Source organism: Duganella sp. BJB476, from assembly GCF_003416895.1.
GTDB lineage: Bacteria > Pseudomonadota > Gammaproteobacteria > Burkholderiales > Burkholderiaceae_D > Rugamonas.
On the sequence record NZ_QVIO01000002.1, the window covers coordinates 381196 to 400720 of the forward strand.

The 19525-nt window shown below is 64.5% G+C and carries 18 protein-coding genes; 5 read left to right on the forward strand and 13 right to left on the reverse strand.

What is annotated here, in order from left to right; translation table 11 throughout:
- Window positions 1–18: 18 nt before the first annotated feature.
- The 3 genes from pstA to pstS all read right to left on the reverse strand — a co-directional run bounded on the left by pstA (window position 19) and on the right by pstS (window position 3078).
- Window positions 19–876, reverse strand: a complete 858-nt coding sequence (gene pstA, locus D0T21_RS11200) for a phosphate ABC transporter permease PstA (RefSeq protein ID WP_116989769.1) — start codon at window positions 874–876, stop codon at window positions 19–21.
- On the reverse strand, window positions 876–1874 hold the full coding sequence (gene pstC, locus D0T21_RS11205) for a phosphate ABC transporter permease subunit PstC (protein ID WP_199538464.1): 999 nt from the start codon (window positions 1872–1874) through the stop codon (window positions 876–878). The genes pstA and pstC overlap by 1 nt, the downstream gene beginning before the upstream one ends.
- Window positions 1875–2031: 157 nt before the next feature.
- A complete protein-coding gene (pstS, locus tag D0T21_RS11210; protein ID WP_116989767.1) occupies window positions 2032–3078 on the reverse strand; it encodes a phosphate ABC transporter substrate-binding protein PstS in 1047 nt (348 codons plus the stop codon).
- Window positions 3079–3382: 304 nt separating this feature from the next.
- Between pstS and ppk1 the strand changes: the two genes are divergently transcribed.
- Entirely contained in the window at window positions 3383–5479 is a 2097-nt protein-coding gene (ppk1, locus tag D0T21_RS11215; RefSeq protein WP_116989766.1) for a polyphosphate kinase 1, read from the forward strand.
- A gap of 42 nt (window positions 5480–5521) precedes the next feature.
- Window positions 5522–5989: a phosphohistidine phosphatase SixA gene (gene sixA, locus D0T21_RS11220; RefSeq protein WP_116989765.1), complete on the forward strand. Its 468-nt coding sequence runs from the start codon at window positions 5522–5524 to the stop codon at window positions 5987–5989.
- 247 nt (window positions 5990–6236) lie between these two features.
- On the opposite strand, the gene D0T21_RS11225 is transcribed toward sixA, so the two are convergent.
- The 3 genes from D0T21_RS11225 to D0T21_RS11235 all read right to left on the reverse strand — a co-directional run bounded on the left by D0T21_RS11225 (window position 6237) and on the right by D0T21_RS11235 (window position 10334).
- A complete protein-coding gene (locus D0T21_RS11225; RefSeq protein ID WP_116989764.1) occupies window positions 6237–7349 on the reverse strand; it encodes a polyamine ABC transporter substrate-binding protein in 1113 nt (370 codons plus the stop codon).
- 79 nt (window positions 7350–7428) lie between these two features.
- Window positions 7429–8808 carry a flagellar filament capping protein FliD gene (gene fliD / locus D0T21_RS11230; protein ID WP_116989763.1) on the reverse strand — a complete coding sequence of 460 codons (1380 nt, stop codon included), beginning with the start codon at window positions 8806–8808 and terminating at the stop codon, window positions 7429–7431.
- Window positions 8809–8984: 176 nt separating this feature from the next.
- A complete protein-coding gene (locus D0T21_RS11235) occupies window positions 8985–10334 on the reverse strand; it encodes a CoA transferase (protein WP_199538463.1) in 1350 nt (449 codons plus the stop codon).
- A gap of 100 nt (window positions 10335–10434) precedes the next feature.
- Here D0T21_RS11235 and D0T21_RS11240 point away from each other — a divergent pair, with 100 nt between their 5' ends.
- Window positions 10435–11634, forward strand: a complete 1200-nt coding sequence (locus D0T21_RS11240) for a citrate/2-methylcitrate synthase (RefSeq protein WP_116989761.1) — start codon at window positions 10435–10437, stop codon at window positions 11632–11634.
- On the opposite strand, the gene D0T21_RS11245 is transcribed toward D0T21_RS11240, so the two are convergent.
- From D0T21_RS11245 to alr, 3 genes are all read right to left on the reverse strand, one after another.
- Window positions 11615–11935 (reverse strand): PilZ domain-containing protein, encoded by a 321-nt coding sequence (locus tag D0T21_RS11245; protein WP_116989760.1) that lies wholly within the window; start codon window positions 11933–11935, stop codon window positions 11615–11617. The two genes, D0T21_RS11240 and D0T21_RS11245, sit on opposite strands and share 20 nt — an antisense overlap.
- 65 nt (window positions 11936–12000) lie before the next feature.
- Window positions 12001–13377, reverse strand: a complete 1377-nt coding sequence (gene radA / locus D0T21_RS11250) for a DNA repair protein RadA (protein ID WP_116989759.1) — start codon at window positions 13375–13377, stop codon at window positions 12001–12003.
- Window positions 13378–13381: 4 nt separating this feature from the next.
- Window positions 13382–14476, reverse strand: a complete 1095-nt coding sequence (gene alr, locus D0T21_RS11255; protein WP_116989758.1) for an alanine racemase — start codon at window positions 14474–14476, stop codon at window positions 13382–13384.
- 129 nt (window positions 14477–14605) lie between these two features.
- On the opposite strand from alr, the gene lplT reads away from it, so the two are divergent.
- Window positions 14606–15868 carry a lysophospholipid transporter LplT gene (gene lplT / locus D0T21_RS11260; protein WP_116989757.1) on the forward strand — a complete coding sequence of 421 codons (1263 nt, stop codon included), beginning with the start codon at window positions 14606–14608 and terminating at the stop codon, window positions 15866–15868.
- 7 nt (window positions 15869–15875) lie between these two features.
- On the opposite strand, the gene D0T21_RS11265 is transcribed toward lplT, so the two are convergent.
- Genes D0T21_RS11265 through tsaB form a run of 4 tightly spaced genes read right to left on the reverse strand, consistent with a single transcriptional unit; the run spans window position 15876 to window position 18988 of the window.
- On the reverse strand, window positions 15876–16904 hold the full coding sequence (locus D0T21_RS11265) for a DUF1853 family protein (protein ID WP_373886665.1): 1029 nt from the start codon (window positions 16902–16904) through the stop codon (window positions 15876–15878).
- A complete protein-coding gene (locus D0T21_RS11270) occupies window positions 16897–17823 on the reverse strand; it encodes a uracil-DNA glycosylase (protein ID WP_116989756.1) in 927 nt (308 codons plus the stop codon). The genes D0T21_RS11265 and D0T21_RS11270 overlap by 8 nt, the downstream gene beginning before the upstream one ends.
- Window positions 17820–18290, reverse strand: a complete 471-nt coding sequence (gene rimI, locus D0T21_RS11275) for a ribosomal protein S18-alanine N-acetyltransferase (protein WP_116989755.1) — start codon at window positions 18288–18290, stop codon at window positions 17820–17822. Before rimI ends, D0T21_RS11270 begins: the two co-directional genes overlap by 4 nt.
- Entirely contained in the window at window positions 18287–18988 is a 702-nt protein-coding gene (tsaB, locus tag D0T21_RS11280) for a tRNA (adenosine(37)-N6)-threonylcarbamoyltransferase complex dimerization subunit type 1 TsaB (protein WP_116989754.1), read from the reverse strand. Before tsaB ends, rimI begins: the two co-directional genes overlap by 4 nt.
- A 97-nt stretch (window positions 18989–19085) precedes the next feature.
- On the opposite strand from tsaB, the gene D0T21_RS11285 reads away from it, so the two are divergent.
- Window positions 19086–19514, forward strand: a complete 429-nt coding sequence (locus tag D0T21_RS11285; RefSeq protein WP_116989753.1) for a co-chaperone YbbN — start codon at window positions 19086–19088, stop codon at window positions 19512–19514.
- Window positions 19515–19525: the final 11 nt, after the last annotated feature.

Sequence of the window (19525 nt, forward strand, 5' to 3'; positions counted from 1 at the left end):
AGATTTTGATATTCGGGTTTAATTCGGGACTTTTTGGCTGAACAGGGTGCGCGAGATGATGTTCAGCGCCAGCACGCTGAAGGTCACCAGCAGCGCGCCGCCCCAGGCCAGCTCGCGCCAGTTGTCGTACGGGCTCATGGCGAAGCCGTAGATCACCACCGGCAGGTTGGCCATCGGCGCGTTCATGTCGGCGCTGAAGAACTGGTTGTTCAGCGCGGTGAACAACAGCGGCGCGGTCTCGCCGGAGATGCGGGCCACGGCCAGCAGCACGCCGGTGATCACGCCGGCCTTGACGGCGCGCAGGCGCACCATCATCGCCACTTTCCAGCGCGGCGCGCCCAGCGCGAAGGCTGCTTCCAGCAGGCTGTTGGGTACCAGGCGCAGCATATTGTCGGTGGTGCGCACCACGACAGGCACCGCGATCAGCGCCAGCGCCACCGAACCGGCATAGCCGGAATAGTGCTTGGCGGTGGCCACGTACATGGCCCAGACGAACATGCCGATCACGATCGACGGCGCCGACAGCATGATGTCGGTGACGAAGCGGGTCACCGCCGCCACCTTGTTTTCTTCGCCGTATTCGGCCAGGTAGATGCCGGCCAGGATGCCGATCGGCGTGCTGATCACGGTGGCCAGGCCGACGATCATCAGCGAGCCGACGATGGCGTTGATCAGGCCACCGCCTTCGCTGCCCGGCGCCGGCGTGGTCTGGGTGAACAGGTTGACGCTCAGCGCGCCGAAGCCCTTGACCGCCAGCGTGATCAAAATCCACGCCAGCACCAGCAGGCCGACCGACATCGCCGCCACGGACAGCGCGATACCGATGCGGTGCGTCAGCAGGCGCTTGCGATAAACCGGATTGATGACTTGATTCATTATTTGACGCCTTCCTTGCGAGACATGCCGGCCAACATCAGCTTGGCGGCGGACAGAACGATAAAGGTGATCACGAACAGGATCAGTGCCAGCGCGAACAGCGAGGACACATGCAACGGCGTGTCGGCTTCGGCGAATTCATTGGCCAGGGTCGAGGCGATCGAGTTACCCGCCGCGAACAGCGACCACGACAGCTTGTTGGCGTTGCCGATGACGAAGGTCACGGCCATGGTCTCGCCCAGCGCGCGGCCCAGGCCCAGCATGACGCCGCCGACCACGCCGGTCTTGGTGTAAGGCAGCACGATCTTGCGCACCACTTCCCAGCGGGTGCAACCGAGGCCGTAGGCCGATTCCTTCAGCACTGCAGGCACGATCTCGAACACGTCGCGCATCACCGAGGAGATGAAGGGGATGATCATCACCGCCAGGATCAGCGCGGCGGTCAGGATGCCGATGCCCATGGTCGGGCCGCTGAAGAACTGGCCGATGATGGGCAGGTGGCCGACGGTGTTTTTCAGCAGCGGCTGCACGTAGTCGCCGAACAGCGGCGCGAACACGAACAGGCCCCACATGCCGTAAATGATGGACGGCACGCCGGCCAGCAGCTCGACCGCCGTGCCCAGCGGACGGCGCAGGCCGGCCGGGCAGATCTCGGTCAGGAACAGGGCGATGCCGAAGCTGACCGGGAAGGCGATCAGCAGCGCGATGCCGGAGGTGGCCAGGGTGCCGACGATGGCGATCAGGGCGCCGTACTTGTCGTTGACCGGATCCCACTCGACGGTGGTGATGAAGGCCGGGCCGAATTCCTTGAAGGCCGGCCAGGCGCCCACCATCAGCGAGATGATGATACCCAGCAGCACCGCCAGCACGGACAGCGCGAACAGCATGGTGGTCTTGTGGAAGATGAAATCCTGGATGCGCTGGTTGCGCATGGTGCGGTGCATGGCCTGGGTTGAGGCCTGCTCGGCTGCCGCGAGGGCGGCGGTGGCGGTCTGCATGGCCGGCTCCGATTTGTTCAGTGGCGTGGAAGTGATATCAGCGCTCATATTGTTGTCTCGTGGATGGTAGCTAGCCTGCGGCTCCCGGTCGGGAGGCGCAGGCTAACCCCCTCGCCGCCCGCGCTTGCTGCTGCGCGGCGGCGAAGGGAAGTCCGGATTAGTAGATTGCCTTGCCCGATGCGTCTTTCAGGTTGGTTTTCCAGGCATCCTGGACCAGCTTGACAACCGATGCTGGCAGTGGAACGTAGTCCAGTTCGGTAGCAGCGGCGCCACCGTTTTTGAAGGCCCAGTCGAAGAACTTGATGACTTCCTTGCCTTTGTTGGCGTCAGCCTGAGCTTTGTGCATCAGGATGAAGGACACGCCGGTGATCGGCCACGAGTTCTTGCCGGCCTGGTCGGTCAGCACCACGCCGAAGCCTGGGGTCTTGGTCCACTCGGCGCTGGCGGCGGCGGCTTTGAAGAAGTCGTCGTCAGGCTGCAGGAAGTTGCCGTCCTTGTTTTTCAGCTGGGTGTGCGACATCTTGTTTTTCTTGGCGAAAGCCCACTCGACGTAGCCGATCGAACCCTTGATGCGCTGCACGTTGGCGGCGACGCCTTCGTTACCCTTGCCGCCCACGCCGACGATCCATTTCACGGCGGTGCCGGAACCGATCTGGCTCTTGAAGGTCGGGCTGGTTTTCGACAGGTAGTCGGTGAACAGGAAGGAGGTGCCCGAACCGTCGGCGCGGTGCACCACGGTGATTTCATCGGCTGGCAGCTTCACGCCTGGGTTCAGCGCGGCGATGGCAGCGTCGTTCCACTTGGTGATCTTGCCCAGGTAGATGTCGGCCACGACCGGACCGGTCATCTTCAGCTGGCCTGGGGTGATGCCGTCCAGATTGACCACGGTGACCACGCCACCCATGATGGCTGGGAACTGCATCAGTCCTTCAGCATCCAGCTCTTCAGCTTTCAGCGGCATGTCCGACGCGCCGAAATCGACGGTCTTGGCTTTGATCTGCTTGATACCGGCGCCCGAACCGACGGACTGATAGTTCAGGCCGTTGCCGGTGGCGGCTTTGTACGACTCGGCCCACTTGGCGTAGATCGGGTAAGGGAAGGTGGCGCCGGCGCCGGTCATATCGGCGGCGTGGGCGGCGGACGAGAAGGCCATGACAGCCGTAACGCCTACTACCAGGGAAGAGAACAGTTGTTTCAGTCGCATATCAAGTCCTTTTGTTATGACAGGTTAGGATGCTGCGCAGTCTACCGGGGCAATATGACAGGTTTATGACATGACCGAAATATGTCAAAAATAGTTATTCCACCCCGAAAACAGCGCCCTCTCCCTCTGAGAACAGGCCATGGTGCCAGCATATATTACGCCCATCCTGTCATAATCGGCGCGTCATCCAAGTCATTTATGACAGAAGATGTCACGGACTTGTCATATTTCTTCTTTACACTGTTGCATCATTCTTCCGCAATACAGGATAGAATGAGATTAACTGCAAAGTGAACAAAAAGACATGAAGCCTGACTTGCATGCTGAAGTAAATAAGAACTCCGCGTTCCTGGACCGCGAGCTGTCGCAACTGATGTTCAACCGGCGTGTACTCGCGCAGGCCGAGGACAAGAGCATCCCTTTATTAGAGCGGCTGCGCTACCTGTGCATCGCCAGCAGCAACCTGGACGAGTTCTTCGAAGTGCGCGTGGCCAGCCTGCTGGCGGCCGGCAGCGTCGAAGGTTCGCTGTCCAACCACCCGGCGCTGGTGGCGACGCTGTCGCGCATCAGCAATGAATGCCACGCGCTGGTGACCCACCAGTATGAAATCCTCAACCAGGAAGTACTGCCGCAGCTGGCCGCCAACGGCGTGCACCTGGTGCGCCACAACGAGCGCAACGAAGCGCAGCGCGCCTGGGTCAAGGAATACTTCGACACCGAAGTGCGCCCGCTGCTGACGCCGATCGGCCTCGATCCGGCCCACCCCTTCCCGCAAGTCGTTAATAAGAGTCTCAACTTCATCGTCTCGCTGTCCGGCAAGGACGCCTTCGGCCGCGGCACCGCCATCGCGATTGTGAAAGCGCCGCGCGTACTGCCGCGCGTGATCCGCCTGCCCGACCATTTGTCGAAAAGCGGCGGCGTCTCGTTCTGCCTGCTCTCGTCCATCATCCACGCCCACATCTCCGACCTGTTCGCCGGCCGCGAGGTGATCGCCTATTCGCAGTTCCGCGTCACCCGCGATTCCGATCTGTGGGTCGACGAGGACGAGGTCAAGAACCTGCGCCAGGCGCTCAAGGGCGAATTGCAGGGCCGCCAGTTCGGCACCTCGGTGCGGCTGGAAGTGGCCAAGAACTGCCCGCCGGAACTGTCGCAGTTCCTGCTCGACCAATTCGGCCTGCACCAGAGCCGGCTGTACGCGGTCAACGGCCCGGTCAACCTGGTGCGCCTGACCGAGATCATGGACCACGTCGACAACCCGGCGCTGCGCTTCCCGCCGTTCTACCCGGGCATCGCGCAAAAGCCGGGCAGCCCGGACATCTTCGCCGCCCTGCGCGACGGTGACATCCTGCTGCACCACCCCTACCAGACCTTCCAGACGGTGATCGACTTCATCCGCAGCGCCGCGCTCGACCCGGCCGTGGTGGCGATCAAGCAGACCATCTACCGCACCGGCATGAACTCGGACCTGATGGAATCGCTGATCCTGGCCGCGCGTTCGGGCAAGGAAGTGACCGTGATCGTCGAGCTGAAGGCCCGCTTCGACGAGGAAGCCAACATCAACTGGGCCGACAAGCTGGAACAAGCCGGCGCCCAGGTGGTGTACGGCGTGGTCGGCCTGAAGACCCACGCCAAGGTGGCGCTGGTGATACGCCGCGAGGACAACAAGCTGCGCTTCTACGCCCACCTCGGCACCGGCAACTACCACCCGACCACCACCAAGTTCTACACCGACTTCGGACTCTTGACCTGCCATCCCGGCATCAGCCAGGAGGTCAACGAAGTGTTCATCCACCTGACCAGCCTGACCAAGCCGCACCGGCTCACGCACCTGTGGCTGGCGCCGTTCGCGCTGCACAACGAGATCATCAAGGCCATCCGCAACGAAGCGCGCATCGCCCGCGCCGGACGGCCAGGACGGATTATCGTCAAGATCAACGCGCTGGTCGACGAGTCGGTGATACGCGCGCTGTACGCGGCCTCCAAGGACGGCGTCAAGATCGACCTGATCGTGCGCGGCGCCTGCATGCTCAAGCCGGGCGTGCCGGGACTGTCGGAAAACATCAAGGTGCGCTCCATCATCGGCCGCTTCCTCGAGCACAGCCGCATCTACTACTTCCGCAACGACCTGGCGCACGACGTCATGCTGGCCAGCGCCGACTGGATGAGCCGCAACCTGTTCCGCCGCATCGAGGTGGCCTTCCCCATCCTCGACAAGGCGCTCAAGCGCCGCGTGCTGACGGAAGGACTGAATCCTTATTTAAAGGATAATATGAACGCGTGGGAGCTGGAAGCGGACGGCCACTACCAGCGCCGCAAGGCGCGCGGCAAGCAGCTGCCCTACAGCGCCCAGCAGCACCTGATGGAAACGCTGGGCATGCCCGGCGCCCATCTGGGAGAATAAACGGAGCGGGATCTTTTTTCGCAGGTCGTTCAGGAGAAAAACATGGATCTCATATTGTGGCGGCATGCCGAGGCCGAGGACGCGGAACCCGGCATGTCCGATCTGGAGCGCGAGCTGACCGTCAAGGGTCTGAAGCAGGCGCGCCGCATGGGCCAATGGCTCGATTCCCAGCTGCCCGACAGTTGCCGCATCCTGTGCAGCCCGGCCGTGCGCACCTTGCAGACGGCCGAAGCGCTGGGGCGCAAGTTCAAGATCCACACCGACCTGGCGCCCGGCGCCGACGCCTCCGACATCCTCAAGGCCGTCAACTGGCCGGGCAACAAGGATTCGGTGCTGGTGGTCGGCCACCAGCCGACCCTGGGCCAGCTGGCCTCGCTGTTGATGACGGGCGACGACCTGGAGTGGGATATCCGCAAGGCCAGCGCCTGGTGGTTTTCCCAGCGCGACCCCGGCAACGCCATGAGCGTCTACCTGAAAGCGGTGATGGCGGCCGACCTGGTGGTGAAATAAACGGAAAATACGCTGCGTAGAGCTTGTAAAGCGGCAACCATCTGCTAAAGTTTAATCGTAACAACTTGAGGGAGGGTTACCATGTTCACCTTGCTCACGATGGGGATCTTCGGAGGGATGATCGCCTTGGTAGTGTATGAATTGATCGAGGAAATGCGCGGCAGCAAACACAAATTGGTCGACCGCTATCACGAATAGCTACCGCTTCATTGAAGCAGAAATCGGCGCCGCTGGCGCCGATTGTCGTTTACAGGCCAGTCTTGAACTTGGTGTAGATGCGGGTAATGTTGCGGCGAATATCAGCCGGCACCGCTTCCGGCGCGGCCATGCGTTGCTTGTCCGCGTCCGACAGGAACACCGTCTTGTTGCCGGCGATATCCTTGCGCACGAACTTCAGGCTGGCCGAGTTCGGATTGGCGTAGAACACCTTGTTGGTCAGGCTGGCATGCACCTCGGGACGCATGATGTAGTTGATCCACAGGTGGGCGTTGTTCGGATGCGGCGCGTCGGCCGGGATGGCCATGGTGTCGAACACCAGCGCGGCCGAGGTCTTCGGCACCAGCACCTCGATCACATTGCCGTTCTTGGCGTCGATCGCGCGCTGGCGGGCGATGTTGATGTCGCCGGACCAGCCCAGCGCCACGCACACCGCGCCGTTGGCCATGTCGTTGATATAGCCCGACGAGCTGAACAGCGTCACATTCGGGCGGATCGCCTGCAGCAGCTTGCCCGCCTCGGCGTAGTCGGCGGCGTTCTTCGAGTAGGCCGGCTTGCCCAGGTACAGCAGCGCGGCCGGCAGCACCTCGGACGGCGAGTCGAGGAAGGACACGCCACACGACTTCAGCTTGGCCGCGTATTTCGGATTGAAGATCAGGTCCCAGGCGTTGTCCGGCATCGGCATGCCGCCCAGCGCGGCCTTGACCTTGTTGACGTTGATGCCCACCGTGGTATAGCCCCACAGCCAGTCGACCAGGTATTCGTTGTTCGGATCGATGCCGGCCAGCTTGGCCTGGATCGCCGGATCCATGTTTTTCAGGTTGCTCAGCTTGGATTTATCGAGCTTGCGCAGCAGCTTGCCGTCGATTTGCAGGCGCGCCCATTGCGCGGTCGGCACCACGATGTCGTAGCCCGACTTGCCGGCGGCCAGTTTGGAATTGAGGATTTCGTTGTTGTCAAACAGGTCATAACGGACCTTGATACCGGTTTCTTTTTCAAAGTTTTTGACGGTATCGTCGGCGATATAGTCCGACCAGTTATAGATGTTGAGGACTTTTTCCTCTTGCGCCTGGGCCGCTACCTGCCCCGCGCCCGCCATCAAGCCAGCCGCCACCAACGCCGCACCAACGAACTTCCCTGCCATAGCCCCTCCGAGTGGAATCAATCACAAGCCGTGATGATCGGGCATAGCCAGTTTCGACGCAAGGAATTCGTTAGAAATATCAACCTAACATGTCGAACAGCGTGCCGGACTTGCCGGCGGTGCCGTTGACCGCGCTGCCGGCGCTGGTCTGTGCCTGGGCGGTGTACAGCGCCGCCAGCGCCGTCGCCTGCGCCGTCAGCGCCTTGGTCAGCACAGTGCGGCGGCCGTTGATGCTGCTGATCTCGCGGCCCAGCATGCCCGCTTCCTTGCTGATCACGCTGCTGTCCGAGGTCAGCGCCGAGGCCTTGGCCGACAGCAGGTCGGCGATGCCCTTGCCGTTGTTGGTGAACAGCTTGCCGACGCCGGCCGAATCGCTGGCCAGCGCGGCCTTCAGCTTTTTGTCGTCGACCACCAGCTGGCCGTTGCTGTCCTGGCTGACGCCGGCCGCATTGAGCGCCGACATCGAGACGCTGCCGCCGCCCGTCTTCAGCAGCAGGTTCAGCTGGTTGCTCACCTGCCCCATCGCCGTGTCGGACTTCAGGTCGCCTTTTTGCAGCGCTTGCAGCTTCTTGTTCAAGTCGTTGTAGGCGCTGACGAAGGATTTCAGGTTGGTGCCGATCTGGCTGGCGTCCTGGGTGATGGTGACGTCGGTCTTGCCGGCCGCGGTCAAGGTCAGCGTGGCGCCGGCGATGGCCTTGTCGACCGTGTTGCTGGCACTGGTGACGTCCTTGCCGTCGACGCTCAGGATGGCATCCATGCCGGCGCTGGTCTGCTTGAGTTTCTGGGTGCCGTCGGGATCGAAGCCGAGCAGGTTTTTCAGCGCGGCGTCGCCGCTGACGCTGATGCGCAGGCTGTTGGCCGCGCCGCTCGGGGCGGCGATCGCCAGCGAGAACTTGCCATCGTCGCCCTTGACCACCTTGACGTCCACGCCGGCAGCCTTGAACGCGGCGGCGATGCCGTCCAGCGTATTGTTGCTGCTGTCGATGGTGACCGACTTGCCGGCCGCCGTGCCGTTGACGGCAAAGCCCTTGTCGCCGCCGGCCGTGCCGAAGTCGATCTTGACGGTGGTGCTGGCGCCCGAGCCGATCTTGGCGTCCGACGCGGCGAACGCGTCACTGGTAAGAAACTGCCCCTGCGCCAGTTGCTTGACCTCGACCGCATACGTGCCGGCCTTGGCGGCGCCGGTGGAGGCGGCGGTCAGCACATTCTTGACCGAGGTGGCGGCGCTGGTGCTCAAGCCGCTGCCGGTCAGGCCGGCGGCAATCGACTGGAAATTCGCCAGCGCGCTTTGCAGCTGGCCGAGCGCCGACAGCTTGGTCTGGTCGTTCTTCAGCGTCGTGTTCAGCTTGGTCGCGGCGCTATTCTGCGACGCCATCGTTTGCTGGACGCGATTGTAGATATCGTTCGACACCGTTGGACTGCCGGTATTGCCGCTGGAAGTAATGCTGGAGGTCGCCATGATCCGTTCCGCCTGATTTGGTTACATAGTATGCAACACAAACGGTATTTCAAAGCCGCGAACAGAGCGGCTTTTACCCGCCACCTCCGGGGTCAGATCTGACATTCGGACACAAGCTCTGCCTTAACGGCTTCTACGGCAAAGCTCGTGTCCGAATGTCAGACTTGACCCCGGGGTTACCAGCTTGGCGCGGAGGAGCCGAGTTCGCTGGCGGGCCGGGTCCAGGCCATCGGCGCGCCATCGATTGCAACTGGCGGCCGGTAGCGGCGGGCCTCGCCCCACGCGGTCTGCTCCAGCGCCGGCACCAGGTCCGCGTCGCTTGCCGCCGCCAGCGGCTGTGCGCCGGACGCCTCCAACGGTGACAACTCCGTCAGCAGCAAGGCGGTGCGCGCCAGCGACAGGCGCGCCCGCGTCGCACTCCCTTCTGCCAGACGGTTTAGCAGCCCGCGCACCACTGCCGCCGCGATCAGATAGCCGGTGGCGTGGTCGAGCGCCTGCACCGGCAAAGGCACCGGCTTGTCCGCGCCCCGCCATTGCATGCCGCGATGGGCGATGCCGGCGCTCATCTGCACCAGGCTGTCGAAGCCGCGTCGCCCGCTCAGCGGCCCGGACCAGCCGTAGGCATCCAGCGCCACATCGACCAGCCCTGGATTCAGCTGCCGGCGCATCTGCTCGCCGTATCCCAGCCCTTCCAGCGCATCGGAACGATAGCCGTGCACCAGCACGTCCGCCTCCGCCAGCAACTGCTCGAACACCGCCCGGTCCGGCTCACGCCGCAGATCCAGCCGCGCGCAGCGCTTGCCCAGGGTCACCTCCGGTATCACGCCCGGCTCGTTCCAGCCCGGCGGATCGATGCGCAGCACCTCCGCGCCATAGCCGGCCAGGAAACGCGTCGCCACCGGCCCGGCCAGCACCCGTGTCAGATCCAGCACTTTCAGCCCCGCCAGCGGCCGCGACGGCGTCGGCGTCCAGCCCGCGTTGAAACTTCCAGCCTGTGCCGACAACGCGATCAGGGGCTCGCCAGCCACCGCCCGTCCCTGCTCGTGTACCGCCCATTCCGCGCTGGAACGCATCATTGCCGCACAACCGCCCTGCGCCACCACCGCCGCTTCAAGCTCGGCGCCGCGCCAGCCGGCCACCGCCCGCGCCACGGCAGCACGCTCGACCGGCGCCTTCAGCACGGCCAACGCCGCGTCGCGGTGATGCGGCGCGTTGGTGTGCAAACGTATCCAGCCGTCGGCCGTCCGGTAATCGCCGGCCACCGGATCCCACAGCGGCGGCAGCTCCCAGCCGACTGGACGCAGGGTCCAGCTGAACCACAGCGACGCCAGCCGCCGATCGACCACCACTTCCGCCGGCCGCCCGCCCTGCGCCACGATCAACTGCCGCACCGCCAGCGCGGCCGCGCCCACCGACGCCGCCGCCAGCTCCGTCACCGCATAGCACGATGGCAGTTCGCCCTCGCCGGTGAACCGCACGCACTCCCGCGCCGACAACGACAGCGCGGACGAAATAGCCTCTAACATTTTAGACATGAGCGCTCCAGGAATTGATATGCTGTCCCAGCTTAGGACCGCCCACAGAGGGCGTCAATCTTGACTTGAAGTGTCAACATAGGAAACCGAGATGGTCTGGATGACAGCGGCAGAAGCGCTGAACGTACTGAATGTCCGCCCGCAAACGCTGTACGCCAACGTCAGCCGGGGCAAGATACGCGCCAAGTCCGACGAGGCCGATCCGCGCCGCAGCCTCTACCATCGCGACGACATCCTGCGCATGGCCAGGCGCAGCAACGGTCGCCGCAAGATCGAAACGGTCTCCGCGCAGGCGATGCAGTGGGGCGACCCGGTGCTGCCGTCCGCCATCTCCACCGCCGCCGACGGCCACCTGCTATACCGCGGCCGCGACGCCGTCACGCTGTCCGAAACCGCCACGCTGGAAGAGATCGCCGATTTGCTGTGGGAGGCCGAACCCGGCCAGGTACAGGCGGCGACGGCCGGCGCGTCACCCGCCCCCGCACAAGCCGCCATCGCACCGCCGGCGAGTGCACTGGGCGCCGGCCTGCTGGCCCTGGCGCTGCGCAGCGCCAGCGACGTGCCCTCGATGGACCGCACCGCCGCCGACTTGCGCACCGAAGCCGCCAGCATCCTGGCCACGCTCACTGAAGCGATGATCGGTCCCGCCCTCGCCAGCGCCACTGCCGCCGCCGGCGCGCCGCCCGCCACCATCAGCCAGCGCCTGGCCCTCGCCTGGCAACGCCCGGCATCCGAAGACCTGCTGCGCCGCGCGCTGGTGCTGATGGCCGATCACGAACTGAACGCCTCTACCTTCGCCACCCGTGTCGCCATCTCCACCGGCGCCTCGCTGGCGGCCGGCGTGCTGGCCGGCTTCACCACGCTGACAGGCCCGCTGCACGGCGGCGCCTCGGCCGAATTCGCCCAACTGGCCGCCGCCGCCCGCGCGCACGGCGCCGAGGCAGCCGTCGCCACATGGCGGGCCAGCGGCCGCGCGCTCCCCGGCTTCGGCCACATGCTCTACGCGCAAGGCGACCCGCGCGCCCGCGCCTTGATGAAATTATTACCGGAATTGCAGCCGCACGCAGACCTCGCCGCCGCGGCCGAAGCGCAGGCGGGGGAATTGCCGAACATTGATTTTGCGCTGACCTTGCTGGCCGCCGCTCACGGGCTGCCGGATGACGCGCCGTTCATCCTGTTTGCGCTGGGCCGCTGCGTCGGCTGGCTGGCGCATGCACTCGAACAGGTGCAGGCCCGCCGCCCGATACGCCCCAGGGCCCGCTACATCGGCCCTAGCGCAGGAACTTGTTGATGGCGCTGGCGTTGGCCGAATCCAGATTGAGAAACTGGTAGCCAATCTTGAAATGATCGCCGCTGAAAATGCAATAACTCACCTTGGAACGGCAGGTCAATATCTGCGGCTTGCCATCGAGGAACAGCTCGAACGTGACATTGCCCATATGCCCCGCGGCCAATTTGTGTTCGAACGTAATCGACAAACCACTGGCGCTGATATCGAGCGTGCGTCCCGGCTGTGGCGGCATGCCGTCCATCACCGCCACCACCTTGGAGCGCAGGATCTTGCGCGCGACTGACCTCTGATCAACTAACACTATCTATCCTTTGTACGGTTACCAATTATTCAGTATTAACGATTACAACACGTAACAATACAACGTTATTGGATTTCGCGCAGCTTATTGAAGGCATCGTCGATACGATCAACGGCGATGATGGTCATGCCCTCGATCGGCTGCTTGGGCGCATTGGCGGTCGGTATCATCGCCATCGAAAAGCCCAGCTTGGCCGCCTCGCGCAAACGCTCCTGCCCGCGCGGCGCCGGCCGGATCTCGCCGGCCAGGCCCACCTCGCCGAACACCACGAAGCCACGCGGCAGCGGCTTGCTGCGCATCGAAGAATTAATCGCCAGCAGCACCGCCAGATCGGCCGCCGGCTCGGTGATCTTCACCCCCCCCACCGCGTTGATGAACACGTCCTGGTCGAAGGCCGCGATGCCCGCATGGCGGTGCAGCACAGCCAGCAGCATCGCCAGCCTATTCTGCTCCAAACCGACCGACAAGCGGCGCGCATTAGGCAGGTGGCTGGCGTCCACCAGCGCCTGGATTTCCACCAGCAAGGGCCGCGTGCCCTCCTGCGTCACCATCACGCAGGAGCCCGGCACCTGATTGTCATGCTGGGACAGGAACAGCGCCGACGGATTCGACACGCCCTTCAAGCCCTTCTCCGTCATCGCGAACACGCCCAGCTCGTTGACCGCGCCGAAACGGTTCTTGATGGCGCGCACCAGGCGGAAGCTGGAATGATTGTCGCCCTCGAAATACAGCACCGTATCGACGATGTGCTCCAGCACGCGCGGCCCGGCCAGCGCGCCTTCCTTGGTCACGTGGCCGACCAGGATGATGGTAATGCCGGTCTGCTTGGCCACGCGGGTCAGCTGGGCCGCGCACTCGCGCACCTGCGCCACCGACCCCGGCGCCGAACTGAGCGCGTCCGAATACACGGTCTGGATCGAATCGATCACCGCCACTTCCGGCTTCAGGTCGGCCAGCGTGCCGAGGATTTTCTCCAGCTGTATCTCCGCCTGCAATTTCAAATCGCGGGCATCGATGTTCAGGCGCTTGGCGCGCAGCGCGATCTGCGCGCCGGACTCCTCGCCGCTGACATACAAGACTTTTTTCAGGTGCGACACATTGGCCAGCGCCTGCAACAGCAGGGTCGACTTGCCGATGCCAGGATCGCCGCCGATCAGCACCACGCCACCCGCCACCAGGCCGCCGCCCAGCACGCGGTCGAACTCCTCGATGCCGGTGCCGAAGCGCGGCACGTCGATGGCGTCGATATCGGCCAGCGACAGCACCGGCGCGGTCTGCGCCAGCGACAGATGCTGCGGCTGCGAGTAACGGTTGTTGCCGCCCGCCTCGACGACGGTCTCCACCATCGTGTTCCACTGCTGGCAGGACGGACACTGGCCGGTCCACTTGGTGGCCGTGCCGCCGCAGTCGCTACAGGTGTAGTTGGTTTTCGCCTTGGCCATCCGCTCAGCCTTCCACAACCGGCACGCGCTGCGCCAGTGCGCACATCAGCTCATAGCCGATGGTGCCGGCCGCCGTCGCCACGTCGTCGATCGGCATGCCGCGTCCCCACAGCGTGACCTTGCTGCCGACCTTGGCCGACGGCAGGCCCGTCAGGTCCACGGTCAGCATGTCCATCGACACCCGGCCCACCAGCGTGGTCGCCACGCCGTCGACCAGCACCGGCGTGCCCATCGGCGCGCTGCGCGGATAGCCGTCCGCATAGCCGCAAGCCACCACGCCGATGCGCATCGGGCCCTCCGCCTGGAAGCGGCTGCCGTAGCCGACCACGTCGCCGGCCACGATGTTCTGCACGCCGATGATCTCGCTGCTCAGCGTCATGGCCGGTTGCAGGCCGAACGATTCCGCCGTGGCGCCGCCCGGCGAGCCGCCGTACAGCATGATGCCGGGACGTATCCAGTCGTTGCGCAAGGTTTGCTGGTGCATCAGCACCCCCGCCGAATTGGACAGGCTGCGCGCTCCCGCCAGCCCGGCCGTGCCCAGCTCGAAGCGGCGCACCTGCTCGGCGATCGGCAGCAGCGGATGCTCGGCGTCGTCGGCGTTGGCGAAGTGGGTGATCATGGTGATGCTGCCGACGCAGCTGATCGCGCTCAGGCGCGCATGCGCGGCGGCGTAGGCGTCCGGCATGAAGCCGAGCCGGTTCATGCCGCTGTTCATTTTCAGATGCAGATCAAATTTGATGCCGCGCGCCGTCAGCGCCGCTTGCGCCGCCTCCAGCCACGCCAGTTGCTCGTCGCAATGCACGGCGGCCTGCAGGTTGTAGCCGGCCATGGTGTGCAGATCGGCCGGATCGAAGAAACCCTCCAATAACAGGATGGGCTTTTTCCAGCCCAGCTCGCGCAGGCGCACGGCGTAGTCGACTTCCACCAGCGCCAGGCCGTCGGCGTCGGCGAAACCGCGCATCGCCCGCTCCAGGCCGTGACCGTAGCCGTTCGCCTTGAGCACCCCCCAGGCCTTGGCGCCGGGCGCATTCGCCCTGGCGCGGGCCAGGTTATGCTTCATGGATTCAACGTGGATGGTTGCGAGGATCGGCCTAGGCATATGCAATTTGAGCAGAATATGGGAAGGCCGTATTTTACCGTGTAGCCAGCTAACTGCACGGCTCAATTCTTGGGGATACGATCAAAGCATGGTATAAAGCAAGCCAGATAAGTTTTCAGGCACCCCAGAATGAATCGTGGTTTCTATACCATTATGGCAGCGCAATTTTTTTCGTCACTGGCGGATAATGCGCTGCTCTTTGTTGCGATCGACCTGCTGGTAACAATGAAGTCCCCAGCATGGATCACACCACTGCTGAAGCTCTCATTTACGCTCTTTTACGTGCTGTTGGCGGCATTTGTCGGCGCCTTCGCCGACTCGATGCCCAAGGGCAAGGTCATGTTCATCTCCAACCTGATCAAGGTTGGCGGATGCCTGCTGATATTCGCCCACGTCCATCCTTTATTGGCCTATGCGCTGGTCGGTTTTGGCGCTGCGGTGTATTCGCCGGCCAAATACGGCATCCTCACCGAATTACTTCCCGCAGAGAAACTCGTCGCCGCCAATGGCTGGGTCGAAGGCCTGACCGTGATGTCGATTATTTTCGGCACCGTCATGGGCGGCAAGCTGGTCGGCGGCCAGGTGTCGTCCTTCCTGCTGGGCTTTGATTTCCCGATGATCGACACCGGCATCGACACCCCGCCCGAGGCGGCGTTGTGCGTGGTGGTCGGCATCTATATGCTGGCGGCGCTGTTCAACACCCGCATCCCGGACACCGGCTGCGTCTACGGCCACCAGGAGCGCAACCCGATCAAGCTGATCACGGACTTCGCCAACTGCTACGGCCTGCTGTGGAAAGACAAGCTGGGCCAGATCTCGCTGGCCGTCACCACGCTGTTCTGGGGCGCCGCGCAGACGCTGCAATTCATCGTGCTGGAGTGGGCCAACCGCACGCTCAAACTGAGCTATGAACAATCGACCAGCCTGGTCGGCGTGGTCGCCATCGGCGTCGCGCTGGGCGCGGTGCTGTCGGCGCGCTTCATCTCGCTGCGCAAATCGCTGAGCGTGATCCCGATGGGCATCGCCATGGGCGTCATCGTCATCAGCATGGTGATGGTGAAATCGGTGGCGCTGGCCTATCCGCTGCTGATCCTGGTCGGCTTGCTGGGCGGCTTCTTCCTGGTGCCGATGAACGCGCTGCTGCAACACCGCGGCCACGTGCTGATGAGCGCGGGCCATTCGATCGCGGTGCAGAACTTCAACGAGAACCTGTCCATCCTGACCATGCTGGCGGTGTACTCGCTGATGCTGCGCGGCCACCTGAACCTGGACGTCATCATCGTGCTGTTCGGCCTGTTCCTGGCTGGCACCATGTACTTCATCATGCGCAAGCATGCGGCCAACCAGCGCGAGTTCGATTCGGTCGCGCTGATCGGCGAGCTGAAACACTGACCGTAGTCTAAGCCGGCAGCGCCCCGTCCTGGCGGCGCTGCGCGGCTTGCGCGCGCCAATCGTCGGGCACCACAAAGCCACGACGCCGCTCCACCAGCCATTCCCCCTGCTGCTCCAGCACCGCCACCATCACCGGCGCGGCCACCTGCACCATGTGCTCGTGCAGCGCCGCCAGCAGTTCATCCTTGTCCATCGAAATCGACTCCAGCGGCATCTTCAACGGCGCCAGCCAGTGCAGGCGCGGCATGATGGTGTAGCGTTCGCCCTGCAATGCGGCGGTCTGTTGCAGCGTGATCCAGAAGCCGTTGCAATGCGGCTGGGAGATGCCCGCCATCGGCTCCGCGCCCTCGCCGCCCGGATAGAACAGCCAGCCCTTGACCAGCGCCTGCGCGCGCGCCACCGGCTGCGGCAGCAAAGGCTGGGCCGCCGGATGGTCGGCCAGCGATAGTTGCTTGTCGAAGATTTTGCGCATCTTGGCGCCCAACGTGTCGGCCAGGTTAGGGCCGATCAGGCCGTTGAAATCGGCGCCGGCTTCGCTCGCATCGAGCAGGTAGAACTTGGTGGCGAATTCCAGGTGGACCAGGTCGTCGCCGTCGCGCAGCAGGAAGTCGAATTCGCCGACGGTGTCGTTGCGGCTGGCGCGCACTTGCAGGCCGTGCGCGACCAGCTTGCCGTGTTCGGCGAAATAGAAGGCCATCAGCTTTTCCGCATACAGGCCGAGGCGCGAATAGTGACGGCTGCCCAGCGCGGCTTCCAGCGGAACCGGATCCTGCTCCAGCGCGGTCAGCCAGTCGGCCGTTTGCGGCGACATGGCGCCCAGCGTGGCGATGCGGCCGTGCCAGTGCGGCGAAGCCGGGTCCAGCAAATCGGGGGCGTCGAGCAGCCAGGCCAGCGCCCGCACGTGCGGACGGGTCAGGTGTCCCCAGCGCTGTTCGAAGCGTGCCTGATAACTGTCCGCCGGTGCGGTTCCGGCGAGCGTCCCGCTGGCAATCGCAGGGGACGGGTTCGCCGGCGCGGCGGGTGGCAGGCTAGTCACGGGCAGCCTTGGCGAGACACAGATCACCCCAGGCCTTGGCCTTGTCTTCCGGCCGGCGCAGCAGGTCGTCCGGGTGATAGGTGGCCACTACCGGCAACTGGGCGGCGCCGTAGCGCATCACCTGGCCGCGCGCGGCCGGGCCCATCATCAGGCCCTTGGCGGCGTACTGGCCGAAGGTCATGGCCATGGTCGCGCTGGTCAGCGCCAGCTCGCGCTCCAGGAACGGACGGCAGGCCAGCAGTTCCTCGCCGCTCGGTGCGCGGTCGGCGCCATCGGGGCCGGACGGACGGCATTTGACCAGGTTGGTCACGTAGACATCCGCCTCCGGTTTCAGGGAGATGGCTTTCAGCATATTGTCCAGCAACTGCCCCGCCTCGCCGGCGATCGCCTGGTTTTCCTTCTCGTCCAGGCGCGACGGCGCGGCCGCGATGGCGATCCAGCTGGCGTCGGCGGCGCCACGGCCGTTGACGGCGTTGCGGCGCGTATCGCACAGCGCGCAGCGGGTGCAGGTGGAGACAGCGGTCTTCAACGCAGCCCAGTCCATCGCGGCGATGGCGGCATCGCTGACCGGCTCGGCGCGGGCCGGTACCGGCGCCTCGTCGAACCAGGCGTTTGAGTCTTCGTCGGCCATGGCGAGCGGTTCTTCCGCAGCAGGCGGCTCGGGGGCGAACGATGGCGCGGGCGTCGGCTCAGCCGCAATCACAGGCGTTGGCACGGGGACAGGCATCGGCGCGGGCGTCGGCATGGCGACAGGCTCTGGTGATGGTGGCGGCACTTCAGCCGCCACCACTACCGGCTCCAAGGCCACGTCATCCTCAACGGCCGCCGCCTCGCCAACAGGGGGATTGCGCAATTTCCATTGCACGCCCACGCCCATCTCATCGAGGAACACGGTACTGCGGGCTATCGTCTGACTCATAAACTGAACCGCATAACGATTGCGTCCTCGCGTTGTTGATTGGCGGCCGGGTAATAGCCCTTGCGCCGACCGATGTGTTTAAATCCGTAGCGCTCATAAATCTCCAGCGCCCGCGTGTTCGACGGCCGTACCTCCAGCAGCACCGACGCCATGCCCAGCCCGCGCGCGCAAGCCACGGACTGGTTCAGCAGGAACCGTCCCAGGCCCTGCCCCTGCCTCTCCGCCGACACCGCCACGTTCAGCAAATGCGCCTCGTCGACGATGGTCATCAGCAGGAAATAGCCCAGCAAATCGCCATGCTGGTCGCGCAGCACCCACGCCTCATAGTTGCTGCTAAGGGAATCGACGAAATTGGCCATGCTCCAGGGATGCGGATAAACGCTCTCCTCCAGCGCCACCACATCGTTCAAATCGGCTTGCCGCATCGGCTCGTAGTTCAGCCGCGCCAGGTCCCACATCTGCTTCATGCGCCACCTTCAGCGGCTTTGGCGGCCGCCATGTCGCGCCGCTCGGCCTGGGTGTAGGCGATCTTGTTACGCAAATACAGCGGTTGCGCCTCGGCCGCCGTCACCGTCGCCCCGGCGGCAAAGGCGATCGCCGCCAGTTGCGCGACCTGCGCCGCATGCGGCATCACCTCGGCAAAGCCGCCGCCGGCAAACGCCTCGGCATAGGCCGACAAACCGTTGCCGCAAGCGACAGGCGCGCCCTGCGGCTGCACGCCCTCCGGCGCCGACAGCGCGGGGGGCAGCACCGCCAGCGGCGCCGCGCCGTCCGCGAACCGGTACTGCGCCCAGTACACCTCGCCCATGCGTGCATCCAGCACCGCCAGCACGTCGCCGGCGCCATGTTGCTGATGGCAGGCCAGCGCCATCGCGTCCAGCGTCACCACCGGCACCACCGGCAGGTTGCCGCCGAAGGCCAGGCCCTGCGCGATCCCGCAAGCGGTGCGCACGCCGGTGAAGGAACCAGGGCCGGAGCCGAAGGCGATGGCGTCGCAGTCTTTCAAGGCGATAGCGGCTTCGGCCAGCAGCTCCTGTATCATCGGCAGCACCGATTGCGAATGAGTGCGCACGCCCGAGGACACGCGGCTGATGACGGTCTCGCCGCGCAGCAGCGCGACCGAGGCCAGTTCGGAGGATGTTTCAATGGCAAGAATGATAGGCATGCCGTATTTTAACCTGCCGCGCTGGCAGGCGCGACCCCGCGAGGGGAGGTAGAATACGCCCCTTAGGCGCAGAGGCCGCCGTTAGTTGACGAATACCATGCACAGTGTGACCCTGAATTCCGACAATCGCGCAGAGATCGCCGCCGCCCTGGCCGGCGACCGCTGGATCGTGGCCTGCCTGTGCGCGGCCTGGTGCGGCACCTGCGCCACCTACCGCGCCACGTTCGAGGACGTGGCCGCACGCCACCCGGACAAGTTCTTCGTCTGGATCGATATCGAAGACCACGCCGACGTGGTGGGCGACCTCGACGTGGAAAACTTCCCCACCCTGCTGATCCAGCACCACGAACTGGTGGCCTTCTTCGGCACCATGCTGCCGGACGCCGCGCTGGCGCACCGCCTGGTGCAAGCCAAGTCGGCGCTCAGCGACGCCGAGCTGGCCGAACTGACCGTCAGCAGCGAAGAACGCCGCCGCTGGCAAGCCGACTGCAACCTGCGCACGCTGATGCGCAACGCGCAGGCCTGAACATCTGATCC